The 14,896-nt window shown below is 74.9% G+C and carries 15 protein-coding genes and 1 tRNA gene; 4 read left to right on the forward strand and 12 right to left on the reverse strand.

Annotated elements, in window-relative coordinates; translation table 11 throughout:
* Positions 1-61: 61 nt before the first annotated feature.
* On the reverse strand, positions 62-418 hold the full coding sequence (locus SM573_RS05345; RefSeq protein WP_474611770.1) for a YkvA family protein: 357 nt from the start codon (positions 416-418) through the stop codon (positions 62-64).
* Positions 419-667: 249 nt separating this feature from the next.
* Between SM573_RS05345 and SM573_RS05350 the strand changes: the two genes are divergently transcribed.
* The 3 genes from SM573_RS05350 to SM573_RS05360 all read left to right on the forward strand — a co-directional run bounded on the left by SM573_RS05350 (position 668) and on the right by SM573_RS05360 (position 4,002).
* Positions 668-1,720 (forward strand): SGNH/GDSL hydrolase family protein, encoded by a 1,053-nt coding sequence (locus tag SM573_RS05350; RefSeq protein ID WP_474611769.1) that lies wholly within the window; start codon positions 668-670, stop codon positions 1,718-1,720.
* 76 nt (positions 1,721-1,796) lie between these two features.
* On the forward strand, positions 1,797-2,600 hold the full coding sequence (locus SM573_RS05355) for an SGNH/GDSL hydrolase family protein (protein ID WP_474611768.1): 804 nt from the start codon (positions 1,797-1,799) through the stop codon (positions 2,598-2,600).
* Positions 2,601-2,739: 139 nt separating this feature from the next.
* Positions 2,740-4,002, forward strand: coding sequence for an acetyl-CoA C-acetyltransferase (locus tag SM573_RS05360; RefSeq protein ID WP_474611767.1), 1,263 nt, complete (start codon positions 2,740-2,742; stop codon positions 4,000-4,002).
* Positions 4,003-4,032: 30 nt separating this feature from the next.
* On the opposite strand, the gene SM573_RS05365 is transcribed toward SM573_RS05360, so the two are convergent.
* The 4 genes from SM573_RS05365 to SM573_RS05380 all read right to left on the reverse strand — a co-directional run bounded on the left by SM573_RS05365 (position 4,033) and on the right by SM573_RS05380 (position 6,360).
* Positions 4,033-4,353, reverse strand: a complete 321-nt coding sequence (locus tag SM573_RS05365) for a hypothetical protein (RefSeq protein ID WP_474611766.1) — start codon at positions 4,351-4,353, stop codon at positions 4,033-4,035.
* A 72-nt stretch (positions 4,354-4,425) separates the two neighbouring features.
* The gene (locus SM573_RS05370) at positions 4,426-5,184 is read right to left on the reverse strand and encodes a Bax inhibitor-1/YccA family membrane protein (RefSeq protein WP_474611765.1); all 759 of its coding nucleotides are present in this window, start codon (positions 5,182-5,184) and stop codon (positions 4,426-4,428) included.
* A 165-nt stretch (positions 5,185-5,349) separates the two neighbouring features.
* Positions 5,350-6,165 (reverse strand): Bax inhibitor-1/YccA family protein, encoded by an 816-nt coding sequence (locus tag SM573_RS05375; protein ID WP_474611764.1) that lies wholly within the window; start codon positions 6,163-6,165, stop codon positions 5,350-5,352.
* A gap of 114 nt (positions 6,166-6,279) precedes the next feature.
* Positions 6,280-6,360: transfer RNA gene (locus SM573_RS05380), tRNA-Leu, on the reverse strand.
* Positions 6,361-6,457: 97 nt separating this feature from the next.
* Here SM573_RS05380 and SM573_RS05385 point away from each other — a divergent pair.
* Entirely contained in the window at positions 6,458-8,299 is a 1,842-nt protein-coding gene (locus tag SM573_RS05385; RefSeq protein ID WP_474611763.1) for a DUF6311 domain-containing protein, read from the forward strand.
* Between the two features lie 74 nt (positions 8,300-8,373).
* Here the strand turns inward: SM573_RS05385 and SM573_RS05390 are convergent, their stop codons facing one another.
* The 7 genes from SM573_RS05390 to SM573_RS05420 form a co-directional block, all read right to left on the reverse strand.
* Entirely contained in the window at positions 8,374-9,705 is a 1,332-nt protein-coding gene (locus SM573_RS05390) for an NAD(P)/FAD-dependent oxidoreductase (protein ID WP_474611762.1), read from the reverse strand.
* A gap of 104 nt (positions 9,706-9,809) precedes the next feature.
* Complete coding sequence (locus tag SM573_RS05395; RefSeq protein ID WP_474615738.1) at positions 9,810-10,370, reverse strand: hypothetical protein; 561 nt, start codon at positions 10,368-10,370, stop codon at positions 9,810-9,812.
* On the reverse strand, positions 10,370-11,728 hold the full coding sequence (locus SM573_RS05400; protein WP_474615604.1) for a DUF58 domain-containing protein: 1,359 nt from the start codon (positions 11,726-11,728) through the stop codon (positions 10,370-10,372). Before SM573_RS05400 ends, SM573_RS05395 begins: the two co-directional genes overlap by 1 nt.
* A gap of 14 nt (positions 11,729-11,742) precedes the next feature.
* Complete coding sequence (locus tag SM573_RS05405) at positions 11,743-12,750, reverse strand: AAA family ATPase (RefSeq protein ID WP_474611760.1); 1,008 nt, start codon at positions 12,748-12,750, stop codon at positions 11,743-11,745.
* Entirely contained in the window at positions 12,750-13,343 is a 594-nt protein-coding gene (locus SM573_RS05410) for a hypothetical protein (RefSeq protein ID WP_474611759.1), read from the reverse strand. Before SM573_RS05410 ends, SM573_RS05405 begins: the two co-directional genes overlap by 1 nt.
* 28 nt (positions 13,344-13,371) lie before the next feature.
* Positions 13,372-14,160 carry a DUF4129 domain-containing protein gene (locus tag SM573_RS05415; RefSeq protein ID WP_474611758.1) on the reverse strand — a complete coding sequence of 263 codons (789 nt, stop codon included), beginning with the start codon at positions 14,158-14,160 and terminating at the stop codon, positions 13,372-13,374.
* A gap of 20 nt (positions 14,161-14,180) precedes the next feature.
* Positions 14,181-14,894: a uracil-DNA glycosylase gene (locus SM573_RS05420; protein WP_474615739.1), complete on the reverse strand. Its 714-nt coding sequence runs from the start codon at positions 14,892-14,894 to the stop codon at positions 14,181-14,183.
* Between the last annotated feature and the right edge of the window lie 2 nt (positions 14,895-14,896).

A 14,896-nucleotide genomic window follows, 5' to 3' on the forward strand; every position in this document is an offset into this window, starting at 1 on the left:
CGGCGCCGGCGTCGGGCGGCCGGGCGACTGGGCGGGGTCCCAGCGCCCAGGGTACGTGCCGTCAGGGCACCACACGCCCGGGGATGACCTGCTCACGACGCGCCTCCCACTCCAGGAAGCGCTCCGTCTCGGCGAGCACGCTGCCGGCCAGCCAGGCGACCATGACCGCGTCGTCGGCCAGGCCGAAGATCGCCAGCGGGATCTCCGGCACCAGGTCCACCGGGGAGGCGATGTACGCCGTCGCGGCGGCCATGAGCGCCAGCCGGAGGCCGCCGTCGTACTCCCCCCGGGCGGTCGCCCTGATCATCCGGGGCAGCGCGACCAGCCGGGCGCCGAGCGGCGGGCCGCCGCGCGAACCGGAGGCCAGAGCCCGGGCCAGGGCCGCGAACGCGGCGCTCCGCTTCAGTGTCTTCGCCATCCTCGTGCTCCTTCCCGCGGTCAGCATGCCGTCCGGGCGCAAGCACGGACGACGGTCGGGCCCGGGTGACGCGGCCCGGCCGGACCGGCCCCTCGTGGCGGGTCCGCCGGGCGCCCGGCCGCTCCGGAGGCGGACCCGACCGCGCCGGACGGGTCGCGGGAGGTAGTACCCAGATGGGCGCGGTGCGTCCCACTCGCTCTGCCGCTGCGACGACAGCGGTCTGTCGGCCCGGCGCGATACTGTCGCGGTATGGGGGTGGCTGGTTCCGTCGCACCGGTTGGTCCGCGCTGGCAGCGCGCCCGGCAGGTCGCCCGCCTCGCGGCGATCGGCACGGGCGCCACCGCCGCGGCCGTGGTGGCCACCGCCGGTGTGCTGCTCGGGCAGGCCCGTCAGGCCCGGCGCACCATCCCGATGGCCGAGGCCCCTCCGCCGCGCTGCGACGGCGTCTACGGCGCGAAGTTCCACGGCCCCCCGCTCACCATGGTCGTGCTGGGTGACTCCTCGGCCGCCGGCTACGGCGTGCACCGTCGCCGGGAGACACCCGGCGCGCTGCTCGCCACCGGGCTGTCCCGGCGTACGCAGCGGCCGGTGCGGCTGCGCCGCTTCGCCGTCGTCGGCGCGATCTCGGCCGGCCTCCGGCACCAGGTCGAGGCGGCGCTGGAGTGCCAGCCCGACGTCGCCGTGATCCTCATCGGCGGCAACGACGTCACCAACCGCACCCCGCCCACCCTGGCGGTGCGCTACCTGGTCGAGGCCGTCCGCGCGTTGCGCGCGGCCGGCTGCGAGGTGGTCGTCGGCACCTGCCCGGACCTGGGGGCGATCCAGCCCATCCAGCCGCCGCTGCGCTGGCTGGCCCGGCGGTGGAGCCGCCAGCTCGCCGCGGCCCAGACGGTGGCGGTGGTCGAGGCCGGCGGTTGGACCGTCTCCCTCGGGGACCTGCTCGGCCCCCGGTTCGCGGCCGAGCCGGCCCGGATGTTCGCCTGGGACCGGTTCCACCCGTCGGCCGAGGGCTACGCGGTGGCCGCCGCCGCCATGCTGCCCACCGTGCTCTCCGCGCTCGGCGTCGGGCCGGAGCGGCGGGCAGCACCGGTGCTGGCTCGGGGCGTACGGTCACTTCCCGAGGCGGCGCAGGAGGCGGCCCGGCACGCCGGCACGGAGGTCAGCGGGGCCCAGGTCCGGGGCCACGACCGCGGGCCGGCCGGCCGGTGGGCTCAGCTGCGACGTCGGGCGTTCTTCGGCGTCGGAGCGGTACCGCAGTCCGGTCCCGCCTCCGATTCACCCACAGTGGAGGGACTGGCATGAGCGAGCGTCAGCGAGCGAATCATCAGCACGGTGCGCTGGTGCCTCGTGCCGGCGCCGAGCGCAGCGAGGCGGCGGCATGAGCGAGCGGGAGGTCGCCAGGAGGGTCGCCGGCCGGCTCGGCCGCGCGGCCGCGCTCACCCTGATCGCCGGCACGGTGGGCGGCGCCGCGGTGCTGGCCGGCGAGGCGTTCCTCGCCCGGCATCGGCGCTACGCCGAGCCCCAACTCGGGCTGGCCCTGCGCGCGACCGTCGGCCGGGCCGGCGCGTCACCGCTGCGGCTGGTGCTGCTCGGCGACTCGTCGGCCCTGGGCGTCGGCGTCGACCGGCTCGACGAGACGATCGGCGGCCAGCTGGCCAACCTGCTGGCGGAGGGGCCCAACGGCCGTCTCGTGCATCTCTCCAGCGTGGCGGTCTCCGGCTCCCGCTCGACCGACCTGGCCACCCAGGTGGCCCGGGCGCTGCTCGGCGAGCGACCCGACGTGGCGTTGATCCTCATCGGGGCGAACGACGCCACCGGGCTGCGCCGTCCCGCCGACGCGGCGGCCTACCTGGGCGCGGCCGTGCACCGGCTGCGTGAGGCCGGGGTGGAGGTGGTGGTCGGCACCTGTCCCGATCTCGGCGCGGTCCGCGCGATCGCCCCACCGCTGCGCCAGGTGGTCGGCTGGTCCGGGCGGCGGGTCGCCCGCGCGCAGACCGTCGCCGTGCTGGACGCCGGCGGCTCGGTGGTCGACCTGGCGACCGAGACGGGCCCGGTCTTCCGGGCCGACGCCGGCACCCTCTGCCACGACGGCTACCACCCCTCGGCCGACGGTTACCGGGTCTGGGCCCACGCCCTGCTTCCCGCGGTCGCCGCGGCGGCCGCGGTCGCCTCGCCGCGCTGACCCCGTCCACCCGTCCTGGGGCCGCTCGTGACGTGGCGGCCGCGGCCGGCACCCGCGCGGGTCCGGAGTGGCCGGGAGTGACATTTCCCGTCGGGCGGGCAGCTTCCGCGCCATGTTACCGACGAGTTAACGTTGCTCCATGTCGACTGAGTCGTCCCGCGACGCCGTCATCGTCGCCACCGCCCGCTCCCCCATCGGCCGGGCCCACAAGGGTTCCCTGCGCGAGGTACGCCCGGACGACCTGGCCGCCACCATCGTCCAGGCCGCCCTCGACAAGATCCCCCAGCTCGACCCCACCGAGATCGACGACCTCTACCTCGGCTGCGGCCTGCCCGGCGGCGAGCAGGGCTTCAACATGGCCCGCGTCGTCGCCACCCTGATGGGTCTGGACGGCCTTCCCGGTGCCACCCTCACCCGCTACTGTGCCTCCTCGCTCCAGACCACCCGCATGGCGATGCACGCGATCCGGGCCGGCGAGGGTGACGTCTTCATCTCGGCCGGCGTCGAGACCGTCTCCCGCTACGCCCGGGGCAACTCCGACGGTCTCCCTCCCGAGGCGCAGGCCCTGGTCGGCGGCGGCTGGGAGAACCCGCGCTTCGCGGCCGCGCGGGAGCGGTCGAAGGCTCGCGCCCAGGGCGGCGCCGAGGTCTGGACCGACCCCCGCGAGTCCGGCGAGCTGCCCGACATCTACCTGGCCATGGGGCAGACGGCGGAGAACCTCGCCCAGGTGTACGACGTGACCCGCGAGGAGATGGACGAGTTCGGCGTACGCAGCCAGAACCTCGCCGAGAAAGCCATCGCCGACGGCTTCTGGGCGCGGGAGATCACGCCGGTCACCACGCCGGACGGCACCGTGGTCGGCACCGACGACGGTCCGCGCCCCGGCGTGACCCTGGAGGGCGTGTCCGGCCTGAAGCCGGTGTTCCGGCCCGACGGGCGGATCACCGCGGGCAACTGCTGCCCGCTCAACGACGGCGCCGCCGCCGTGGTGGTCATGAGCGCCCAGCGCGCGCGGGACCTCGGCATCACGCCGCTGGCCCGGATCGTCTCCACCGGCGTCACCGCGCTCTCCCCGGAGATCATGGGGCTGGGCCCCGTGGAGGCGTCCCGGCAGGCGCTGGCGCGGGCCGGTATGACCATCGACGACGTCGACCTCGTCGAGATCAACGAGGCGTTCGCCGCCCAGGTCATCCCGTCGTACCGGCAGCTCGGCATCCCGTTGGAGAAGCTGAACGTGATGGGCGGCGCGATCGCCGTCGGCCACCCGTTCGGCATGACCGGTGCCCGGATCACCGGCACCCTGCTCAACGCCCTGGAGTGGCACGACAAGACCATCGGCCTGGAGACGATGTGCGTCGGTGGCGGCCAGGGCATGGCCATGGTCGTCGAGCGGCTCAGCTGAGCCGGGCAGCCGCCCGCTGGCCGGCGCGGATCAGAGCGCGCTCCGGGTCGCCGTCACCTCGGCGGCGGCCCGGGCCAGCACCTCCGGCGTCGCACCGGCCGTGATCAGGTCCGCGGCGACCACCCGGAGCTGGTCCGGCAGGGCCAGGTCGTTCGGCAACCGGGGCACCGTACGACGTGGCAGGCCCTCGGCGTCGGCCGCCAGGTTGGCGATCTCCTGCACCAGCCGGTGCACCACGTCCGCGCGGGGCGCGTTGCCGGCATCCGCCTTGGCCGCCCAGCGGGGCTGCTGCCAGTGCCCGACCTGGCGCACCAGCAGCTCCACGGCCCGTTCCAGTTCTGCTGCGCTCATCGCCGCCGAGTGTACGGACCGGCCGGCGGCCGGGTGCCCGCACGCGCCCCGGTCGGGCGGACCGGCCGGGAGTCACCGGCGAACGTAGCTGAGCAGGCGCAGCAGCTGCCAGTACAGGAAGACCAGGCCGGTGAGCAGCCCGAACGCGCAGAGCCACGCGTACCGGCGGGGCCGTCCCGCCCGGACCGACCGCTCGACGAGGTCGAAGTCGAGGATGAAGCTGAACGCCCCCGCGATGATCGCGATCACGGCGATCACGTACGCCCATCCGCCGACGTTCCCGGTCAGGCTGTAGACCTGCACGCCCTGCCGTCCGGTCACCAGGTAGATCACCAGGTTCACCACGGTGATCGCCACGATGCCGAGCAGGGTGCCGATGACCAGCCGGGCCATCCGGGGCGTCGCCCGGACCAGCCGGGCCCGGTAGAGCGCCGCCATGCCGAGGAAGACGCCGAAGGTCCCGGCCACCGCCTGCGCCACGATGCCCGGGTAGACCAGCTCGAACGAGCGGCTCGCCACGCCGAGCAGCGCGCCCTGCACCACCGCGTACCCGACGATGGGCGCCGGGTGGGTGATGCCGCGCAGCGAGATCACCAACACCAGCACGACGGCGGCCAGGGCGCTGCCGGCGAGCGCGGCCGGCAGCCACACCGCCTGCGGCACGAACAGCCACGCCACCAGGGCCGTGCCCCCGGTGAGCAGGAGCAGGCCGACGGTGCGCACGACCACGTCGTCGACGGTCATCTCGTCCGCGACGCCGACGCCGAGCACCCGGCCCTCGAGCCGGGTGGTCTCGTCGAGCCGGTTCAGCACCGGGTTGCTGCTGCGCACCGCGCCACCCCCCTCGCCGCCCGTACCCCTCGCAGTCACTCTGCACCGGTGCGTGCCACGGCGGCGGGAAAACGGCGGGGCCGGCCGGCGCGGGCCGGGGGTCGCACACGACGGCGCCCGCCCCCGCGGTGCGGGGACGGGCGCCGGTGTCGGGCGGGCGGAGCGTCAGTCGTCGCCCTGGAAGTAGCTCAGCAGGCGCAGCAGCTCCAGGTAGAGCCAGACGAGGCTGACCAGGATGCCGAACGCGGCCACCCAGGAGTAGCGCTGCGGCAGCCCCATCCGGACGCCGTCCTCGACCTCCTTGAAGCTGAGCACGAAGCTCAGCGCGGCGACCACGATGCAGAGCAGGCTGAAGCCGATGGCCAACTTGCTGCCGTCGCGCAGATGGGTGTTGACACCGGCGAACGCCAGCACCAGATTGATCAGCATGACGGCGAAGAGGCCGGCCATCACGGCGATCATGCCCTTGACGAACGCCGGGGTGGCCCGGATGACCCGCGCCTTGTAGAGCATGGCCATCAGGAAGAAGACACCGAAGCTCGCCACCACGGCCTGGAGCACGATGCCGTCGTAGGCCCGTTCGAAGGTCTTGCTCACCATGCCGACGAAGACACCCTCGACGACGGCGTAGGTGACGACCAGCGCCGGGTTCGCCATCCGGGAGAAGGAGATGATCAGGCCGAGGACCAGGCCGACGACCGCGGCACCGATCCAGGCCACGCCGGTCAGGGCGTCGGGAACGAGCACCCAGGCGGCCGCGGCGGAGACGCCGAGGATGCCGAGCAGGGCGACGGTCTTGACCACCACGTCGTCGATGGACATGGGGGCGACGGTGGGCGGCGCCGCCGGGTAGCCGGCCTGGGTCGGGTACTGCTGCGGAATGCCGGGCGCGCCGTACGGCCCGGTCGGGGCGTACCCGGCGGAGCGCTCGCGCTCGGCCGCCTGGCCGAGCCGGGCGAGCACCGGGTTCGAGGTCTTCACTGTCTGGCCTCCCTCAGGGGGTCGTCATGCACGTGAACGCGCACACACAAGAGTAAACGGCCGCGCCGGTCCATGGAGATCACCGACCGTACGAGGAAGGGGCAAATATGCCGGTGCCCGGGGCGGGGGTCGAACCCGCACGCCTTGCGGCAGCCGCTTTTAAGGCGGCCGTGTCTGCCGTTCCACCACCCGGGCCGGTCGGCACCGGCGCGTCGACACGCAGCGGTGCAGTGCCACGTTATCGGGTCGGCCGCGACCCGGCGTACCCCGCCGCCGTTGCCGGATTGTGAGCATGGCTGCCCCCACGACCACCGACGTCGTCCCCGAGCCCGTTCCGCGGCCGACCGGACGGGCCACCGGCCGGTCCCGACCGGCCCGGCTCCGGGCCGCGCTCGGGCGGCACCGCCCGGACCTCGCCGTCGCCCTGTTCTTCGTCGTCTCGGCGGGGTGGCTCACCCACGGGCTCTGGCCCGACCCGACCGCCCGGACGCTGGCGCTGAACCCCGCCGACCAGGCTCTCTACGAGTGGTTCCTCGCGGTCGACGCGCGGGCCCTGCTCGGTGACTTCGGGCTGCTCACCGACCGGTTGAACGCACCCGACGGGGTGAACCTGATGGCGAACACCAGCGTCATCGCGCTCGGCGTCGTGTTCGCCCCGATCACCCTGCTCCTCGGCCCGCCGGTCACCTTCGCCCTGCTGGCGGCGGGCAACCTGGCCGGCACGGCGATCGCCTGGTACCTGTTCTTCACCCGGACCCTGCGGGCCCGCCGGCTCGCCGCCGGGCTCGGGGCGGGCCTGTGCGGTTTCGGCCCGGGCATGGTGTCGCAGTCGAACAGCCACCTGCACATGACCGCGCAGTGGCTGGTCCCGGTGATCGTCTGGCTGGTGGTGCGGCTGTTGCGCGCGGCCGATCCGGCCCGTACGGGGGCCGCAGGCGCGCCACGCCGGGACGTACGCCGCATCGTCAGCTCGGCGGCCGGCCTCGCCGCCGCGGTGACCGCCCAGGTCTTCATCGGCGAGGAGGTGCTGTTCCTCGCGGCGGTGACCCTGCTGGTCATGGCGGTCACCTGCGCGGTGGTGGACCGGGACCTGGCCCGCCGCGCGCTGCCCGGCTTCGCCGGCGGAATGGCGCTCGCCACCGGACTGGCGCTGCTGGTGCTCGCGTACCCGCTGTGGTTCCAGTTCGCCGGCCCGCAGGGCGTCGCCGACGGCGTCTTCGATCCGCGCCACTTCTCGGCCGACCTGCGCAGCTGGTGGGCGATCTCGCCGCTGTCGGTGGGCGGCAGCGCGGAGGCGGCCGGGTTGACCACCGGGCCGGCCGAGTACAACACGTTCCTGGGCTGGCCCCTGCTGCTCGTCACCGTGGCCTGCGCGGTCCGGCTCGGCCGCCGTACGCTCGCCGCGTTCGCCTGCGCGGTGGCCGCGCTGGTGATGGGCGCGCTGGCGCTCGGCCCGAGCCTGGTGGTCGGCGGCACCCGCACCGGCCTGCCCGGCCCGTACGTCCTGCTCTCCGGGCTGCCGGTCGTGGACGGCGCGCTGCCGATGCGCTTCGCCCTCGCCGTGCTCCCGCTCTCCGGGACGCTGCTGGTGCTGGCCGTGGACCGGGCGCTGCGCGGCACCGGGCGCGCCCGGCGGCTGGTGCCGGCGGCGGTCGGCGCCGCGCTGCTGCCGCTCGTCCCCGGGCCGTTGCCGACCGCCGACCGGCCGCCGCTGCCCGAGTTCGTGACGGGCGGGCACTGGCGGGCGTGCGTCCCACCGGGCGGCGTCCTGGTGCCCGTGCCCCTGCCCAGCCCCAAGGAGCCCTGGCCGATGCGCTGGGCGGCGGCCGCCGACGCGGCCTTCCGCCTGCCGGAGGGCTTCTTCATCGGCCCGTACGGCCGCCGGGGCAGCGCCGCCTTCGGCGCCTACCCGCGCCCGACGTCCGGCCTGCTGGCCGAGGTGGCCCGGCGCGGCGACCGACCGGTCATCGGCGGCGAGCAGCGCCGGCAGGCGGCGCGGGACGTCGACCACTGGGGCGCGTCCTGTGTCGTGCTGGCCGACGGCACCCCGCACGGCGACAGTCTGCGGGCCACACTGGAACAGCTCTACGGTCCGGCCACCCGCGTCGCCGACGCCTGGATCTGGCGGGTGTGAGCGCGGCCGGGTGACCGGGGGCAGACACGACGCGGCCCCTCCGCCGCGGCGCGGAGGGGCCGCGTCGACACGGGTCAGCCCTGGCGGGCGGGCACCGGCTGCGACGCCTCGAGGAACTCCTCGCGCGGGTCGTGCAGCTGGTTCAGGGCGATCACCTCACGCTTGAGGAAGAACGCCAGGCTCCAGTCCACCACGACCCGGACCTTGCGGTTGAAGGAGGGGATCCGGCTCATGTGGTACGTGCGGTGCATGAACCAGGCCGGCCAGCCCTTCACCTTGAACCCGTACACCTGGCCCACGCCCTTGTGCAGGCCGAGGCTGGCGACGCTGCCGGCGTGCTTGTGGCGGTACTCCACCGGCTCCCGGCCCCGGATCACGGCGGCGATGTTGTCCGCCAGCCGGGCGGCCTGACGCACGGCGTGCTGGGCGCTCGGCGAGCAGTAGGCGCCCGGCGGCTTCGTCAGGTCGGGCACGGCGGCGCAGTCGCCCGCGCTCCACGCGCCCTCGACGATCCGGTCACCGTCGACCACCTGGAGCGTCGGCACGCAGGTGATGTGGCCCCGCTCACCGCGCGGCAGGTCCGTCTTGTCGAGCAGCGGCGACGGCTTGACGCCGGCCGTCCAGACGATGGTGCCGGCCGGGAAGCTGTCGCCGTCGGAGAGCTTGACCACGCCGTCGACGCAGGACTCGAGCCGGGTGTCCAGCCGGATGTCCATGTTCCGCTTGAGTAGCTGCTGCACCGTGTAGGCGCCCATGTCCCGGTCGACCTCGGGAAGCACCCGCTGGGTGGCCTCGACCAGCACCCAGCGCATGTCCTCCGGCTTGAGCTCCGGGTAGTAGCGCAGGGCGTCCCGGGCCATGTCCTCCATCTCGGCGAGCGCCTCGATGCCGGCGTAGCCACCGCCCACGAAGACGAAGGTCAGCGCGGTGCGGCGGATCTCCGGATCGGAGGTCGCCGCGGCGACGTCCAGCCGCTCCAGCACGTGGTTGCGCAGGTAGATGGCCTCGCCGATGGTCTTGAAGCCGATGCCGTGCTCGTGCAGGCCGGGAATCGGCAGCGTGCGGGAGACCGAGCCCGGCGCCACGATCACGTGGTCGTAGGAGATCTCCCGCGGCGGGCCGGCGATCGGCTGCACCGTCGCGACCTTGCGGGCGTGCTCGATCCGGGTGACCGCACCAGCCACCACCGTGCAGCGGCGCAACTCCCGTCGCAGCGGCACCACGGAGTGCCGGGGGGAGATGTTGCCCGCCGAGGCCTCCGGCAGGAAGGGCTGGTAGGTCATGTGCGGCTGGGGGTCCACCACGATGACCTCAGCCTCGAGAGAGCTGAGCTTCTTCGACAGGCGCAGGGCCGCGTAGAGGCCGACGTGACCGGCACCCACCACAAGGATCCGCTTCGGATTCACGCCTACTATCTTTCCCCGGCCCGCTCAGCTAATCCCGATCGCGCCCCCCTTATGTGACGGAGCACAACCGCTGTGACCTGCGCAACGTTCCCGGGGAGCCGGTTTCACCGCCGGCGCAGCAGCCAGGCGAGCATCGCCGTCACCGCCACGGCGACCAGGAGCCCCGCCACCGTGGCGAGCCGGTGGCCGCCGTCGCCGCCCAGACCGCCGGCCGCCGTCAGCAGCACGCCGAGCACCGCGGACGCCAACAGCACCGCACCCGCCCGGAGCAGCCAGCGGGTGATCAGCTCGGGATCCACCACCGCGTCGTACGGCAGCAGCGCGGCCAGCGCACAGAGGGTGTGCGCCAGGTAGAGCAGAGCGGTCAGGGCGAGCAGCCGCCAGAGCGCCACCGACCGGTCGTACCCGTCGGAGGCGAGCAGCCACCCGCCCACCGTGACCAGCGCCGCGAACGTCGGCCAGACGCGACGCGGCCCGACGGTGGGCAGCAGCGCCGCGATGACCAGCAGGCCGAGCGCGCGGCCGGTGAGCGCCTGCGCCGGGAAGGCCAGCACGAAGCCGGCCAGCACGGTGAGGAAGACGGCGGCCCGCACCAGCAGCGGCGTCAGGCTGACACGGACGACGACCGACCGCAGGGTCCGCACCCGCTCGGTCAGGGCCTCGATCACCGGGCACCCACCCGCGGTGCGGTGGCCAGCCGGGCCACGTCGCGCAGCACCTCGTCCAGGCTGCCCGCGCCGGCCCAGCGCACCACCGGCACACCGTGCTCACGCAGCTGCGCGATCATCGTGTCCCGGTCCAGTCGCCACAACCGGTACGCGACCTCGGCCCATCCCCGGTCCGTCGGGGGCGTCAGGTCGGCGGGGAGGGTGTCCACCGCCACCACGAAACGGCCGGAGCGGGCGAGGCGGGCCAGCATCTGCGCCGACCGTTCGTCCAGCAACGGGGTGAGCACGACCACGAGCGCGTCCGCCGAGAGCAGCTGCGGACCGAAGACCTGGTCGTACGGCTCGTGCGGGCTGGCCTCGGCGCGGACGTCGAGCAGCCACTCCAGGACGGTCAGGTACTGCCGGCGACCGGTCGCCGGGCGCAGGCGGCGGGCGGCCGGCCCGTACTCCAGCAGGGACACCCGGTCCCCGCGGTGCAGGTAGTGCTCGGCGATGGCCGCGGACGCCCGCACCGTGGTGTCGAGCACCGACGCCGCGCCCGAGACGCCGCCCGAGCGGCCCGCCTCGGCGAGCACGTCGAGCAGCACCACCACCTCGGCGTCCCGGTCGGAGAGGGTGGCGGCCACGTGCAGTTGCCGCGCCCGCAGGGACACGCGCCAGTCGATCCGCCGCAGCCGATCCCCCGGCGCGAAGATCCGTACGCCGGCCAGCTCACCGCCCTCGCCCGAGCGGCGGGAGTGGTGTGCGCCGACCAGCCCGGCGGCCCGGGGCATGGCCTCCACGGCGTCGAACGGTTCGGTCTTCGGGTACACGCGCACGAGGGCGGGTTCGGTGACCACGGCACGGGAGATCAGCAGCCCGCCGGCCGTGGCGACCCGGGCGCCCGCCGGGCCGAGCGGGTGCCGCCCCCACCGCAGCGCGGTGCCGACCAGCTCCAGGTCGACCGCCGCCGTGGCGGGCACCGACGTCACGAACGGGCGGTCGGTCAGCGCGGCCCCCTCGACCCGGGCACCACCGGCGAGGGTGGCCCGCTCGATCCGCAGCCACGGCGAGACGCGGCTCCGGACCACGGCTACCTCGTACTCCACCTCGTCCGGGTTGCCGACGCTGACCCTGCCGGCCAGCTCACCACCCTCGACCAGGTGGCCGTCCTCCCCCTCCACCCAGACCTGCGGCAGCGCGACGGGCCGGCGGCGCAGCGCGTACGCGGTGCCGAGCGCGAACGGGGTGGCCAGCACGATCAGGTCGATCCGGCCGAGGACCACCGCGGCCACCAGCAGCAGGCCGGTGAGCAGCACGGCCCGGCCGAGCGCCCGGGTGGGCACCCAGCCGGTCGTCGGCTGCTGGTCCGACACGCCCGCTCCGGCCATCAGCGCCCCGGCCGGCCGGCCGCGTAGCTGGGCAGGGCGCCGCTGGCGGGCGCGGGGGTGGCCTCCAGCACCTCACCGACCACGAAGGACGGATCGACCCGCCGCAGCCACATCTCGGGGCGCAGCGTGATCCGGTGCGCGAGCGCCGGCACCGCGACCTCCTTGACATCCTCCGGCACCACGTAGTCCCGGCCGGCGAACACGGCCCGGACCCGCGAGAGCAGCAGCAGCGCCAGGGATCCGCGGGGCGACGCGCCGACCAGCACGGACGCGTGCTCGCGGGTGGCCGCGGTGAGCGCCACGATGTAGCGGCCGATCGAGTCCTCGACCACCACGTCCTCCAGCGCGGCCTGCATGGCACGCAGGGTGGCGGCGTCCACCACCGGCTTGATCTCGGCCTCCTCGCGGCGGCGGGCCATGCGCCGGCGCAGCACCTCCCACTCCTCCTCGTGCTCCGGGTAGCCGAAGGAGACGCGGAGCAGGAAGCGGTCGAGCTGCGCCTCGGGCAGCGGGTACGTGCCCTCGTACTCGACCGGATTGGCGGTGGCCAGGACGTGGAAGGGCTCGTCCAGCCGGTAGGTGACGCCCTCGACCGACACCTGCTTCTCCTGCATCGCCTCCAGCAGCGCCGACTGCGTCTTCGGCGGAGTCCGGTTGATCTCGTCGGCGAGCAGGAGGTTGGTGAAGACCGGACCGGCCCGGAAGGAGAAGTCGCCGCTGCGCTGGTCGTAGAGGAACGAGCCGGTGACGTCGGCGGGCAGCAGGTCGGGGGTGAACTGGAGCCGACGGAAGTCCAGCCCCAGCGCCTGGGCGAACGAGCGCGCCGTCAGCGTCTTGCCGAGCCCCGGGAGGTCCTCCAGCAGGACGTGCCCACCGGCCAGGATGCCGGCGAGGACCAGTTCCAGCGCGTCCCGCTTGCCGACCACGACCGAGCCGACCGCGTCCAGCACCGCTCGGGCCAGGTGGCCGACCTCCACGGCGGGCATGCTCCGGTCCACGTCGTTCATCAGATCCTCTCCAGTTCGGCGACGATCACCGCGAGGTCGCGCGGCGACGGGGTGCGGCGGGGCGGGGACTCCAGGAACGTCCAGAGCCGCTCGCCCAGCAGGCTGCGGGCGCGGGCCGGGTCCGACTCGCGCGTCACGCCGTGTCTCAGGCGCAGCCGCTCGTCGGCCAGTTCGCCGAGGCGGGGAAGGATCACACCGGTGAACCGTTCGGGCCGGGTGGTGGACCAGTCCAGCGGGACCTCCCAGCCGTTGATGGCGGTGCGCAGCGCGTCCCGGGCGCCCCAGTTCCAGGTGCCGTCGTCCGGCGCGGTCACGCCGGCGGCCGGCCGGGACGCGGGCGGGAGCGGCCCGGGCGCGAGCGTGGCGACGATCCGGCGCACGACGAACAGCGCGAGGACGCCGGCGACGAGGATCAGCAGCGAGACCTTCAGCCCGACCGCGCGCAGGCCGACGATCAGGACGACGACGACCGACGCCACCCCCAGCAGCAGGCGCAGCAGCTGCCCCAGCCGGCTGCGACCGTCCCGCTCCCCCCGGCGAGGGCGCTCCTCCTCGAAGGTGAGCAGGTCGTCGATGCTCGCGCTGCCACTCATGCGAGCCCTCCCCGCGCGCCCCGCCCGCTCATGCCGGCACCTCGCCCAGGGTCAGTTCGCCGCGCAGCCGGCGCAACGCGGCCCGCGCCTGGTCGCGGGTGCGCTCGTCGACCGGCCGGGTCGCGTACCGCGCCTCGCGGTAGACGTGGGCGAACTCGGCCAGCACGTCGGCGCTCACGATCGCCGGCACACCGGCGGCGGGATCCCCGCGCAGCAGCCGCGTGACCAGGTCGGTCGACGTGTCGCCGGCCAGCCGCGGCACCCCCGCCGCACCAGCGGCCTCCTCCAACCGGACCCAGCAGGCGATGACGGCCACCCGGGGGTCGACGTCCCGGTCGTCCAGGTCGATGAGGCCGGCGTCGACGGCGGCCATCACCTCCTCGGCGGTGCCGGCGGCGGTGCGCCGGCCCCGCTGCCGGGGCAGCGCCCGGCTGGTGCGGCGCAGCGCGCCCCGGAGCAGCACCCAGACCAGGTAGCCGAGCGCGGCGAGGACGGCGAGCCCGAGCAGGACGATCGCGACGGTGGTGATCCACCGCGGTACGTGCGCCCGGGTCGCCTCACCGGCGTCGCGGGGCTCGATGGGGATCGACGGCGACGGCTCGGCCGTCGGATACTCGGGAACCCACGGGATGTCCTCCGCGGCGGGCGGGATCCGGCTCGCCCCGATCGACGAGTGGGCGGCGGACACCGCGGCGGCGGCGAGCAGCAGGGCCACCGCCGCCACCGGCCACCAGCGCCGGAGCCGGGCCAGAGCGGTCCGCCCGCCACCCTCGGCGCCCGGGGCGTACGACGTGGCCTGGCGCGTGCCGTCCGTCATCGCCACCGTCCCACGCGGTTTCAGTCCACTCCGGCCAGCTGCTTCGCCCGGGCGAACACATCGTCCAGCATTCCTGGTGTCAGCCGCCCCGTGAAGGTGTTCTGCTGGCTGACGTGGTAGCAACCGAGCAGGTCCGGTACGGCCGTGCCGGACCAGTGTGCCCCATGCCCGAAGGCCGGTCGCGGGCTGGGCGGGTGCATTCCGTACACGGCGCGCAGCGCCGGCCACCAGGCGGCCCAGGCGAAGGCGCCCAGCGCGACGACCACGCGAAGCGTGGGCCGGACCAGTGTCACCTCGCGATGCAGCCAGGGCGCGCACGTGTCGCGCTCCCCCGGCGTCGGTTTGTTGTCCGGCGGAGCGCAGCGCACCGCGGCGAAGATCCGGGTGTCGCGCAGGGTGAGGCCGTCGTCGGCGGCGACGCTGGTCGGCTGGTTGGCCAGGCCGGCACGGTGCAGCGCGGCGAAGAGGACGTCGCCGGAGCGGTCACCGGTGAAGATCCGGCCGGTCCGGTTGCCGCCGTGCGCGGCGGGGGCCAGGCCGAGGATGGCGATCCGGGCGTCCGGGGCTCCGAAGCCGGGCACCGGGCGGCCCCAGTACCGCTGGTTCCGGAAGGCCGCGCGACGCACCCGCGCGACCTCCTCCCGCCAGTCGACGAGCCGGGGGCAGGCGGAGCAGTCGCTCACGGCGGCGTCGAGGTCCGCGAGGCTGGTCGCCCGCGACGCGCGGTCGACCACCT

Source organism: Micromonospora xinjiangensis, assembly GCF_056150165.1.

Excerpts from the sequence above, each read along its gene's own strand:
- SM573_RS05360 (WP_474611767.1), top strand. The coding sequence starts at position 2,740 with ATGTCGACTGAGTCGTCCCGCGACGCCGTCATCGTCGCCACCGCCCGC.
- SM573_RS05405 (WP_474611760.1), bottom strand. The coding sequence starts at position 12,750 with ATGAACGACGTGGACCGGAGCATGCCCGCCGTGGAGGTCGGCCACCTG.
- SM573_RS05410 (WP_474611759.1), bottom strand. The coding sequence starts at position 13,343 with ATGAGTGGCAGCGCGAGCATCGACGACCTGCTCACCTTCGAGGAGGAG.
- SM573_RS05365 (WP_474611766.1), bottom strand. The coding sequence starts at position 4,353 with ATGAGCGCAGCAGAACTGGAACGGGCCGTGGAGCTGCTGGTGCGCCAG.
- SM573_RS05350 (WP_474611769.1), top strand. The coding sequence starts at position 668 with ATGGGGGTGGCTGGTTCCGTCGCACCGGTTGGTCCGCGCTGGCAGCGC.
- SM573_RS05415 (WP_474611758.1), bottom strand. The coding sequence starts at position 14,160 with ATGACGGACGGCACGCGCCAGGCCACGTCGTACGCCCCGGGCGCCGAG.
- SM573_RS05345 (WP_474611770.1), bottom strand. The coding sequence starts at position 418 with ATGGCGAAGACACTGAAGCGGAGCGCCGCGTTCGCGGCCCTGGCCCGG.
- SM573_RS05385 (WP_474611763.1), top strand. The coding sequence starts at position 6,458 with ATGGCTGCCCCCACGACCACCGACGTCGTCCCCGAGCCCGTTCCGCGG.
- SM573_RS05355 (WP_474611768.1), top strand. The coding sequence starts at position 1,797 with ATGAGCGAGCGGGAGGTCGCCAGGAGGGTCGCCGGCCGGCTCGGCCGC.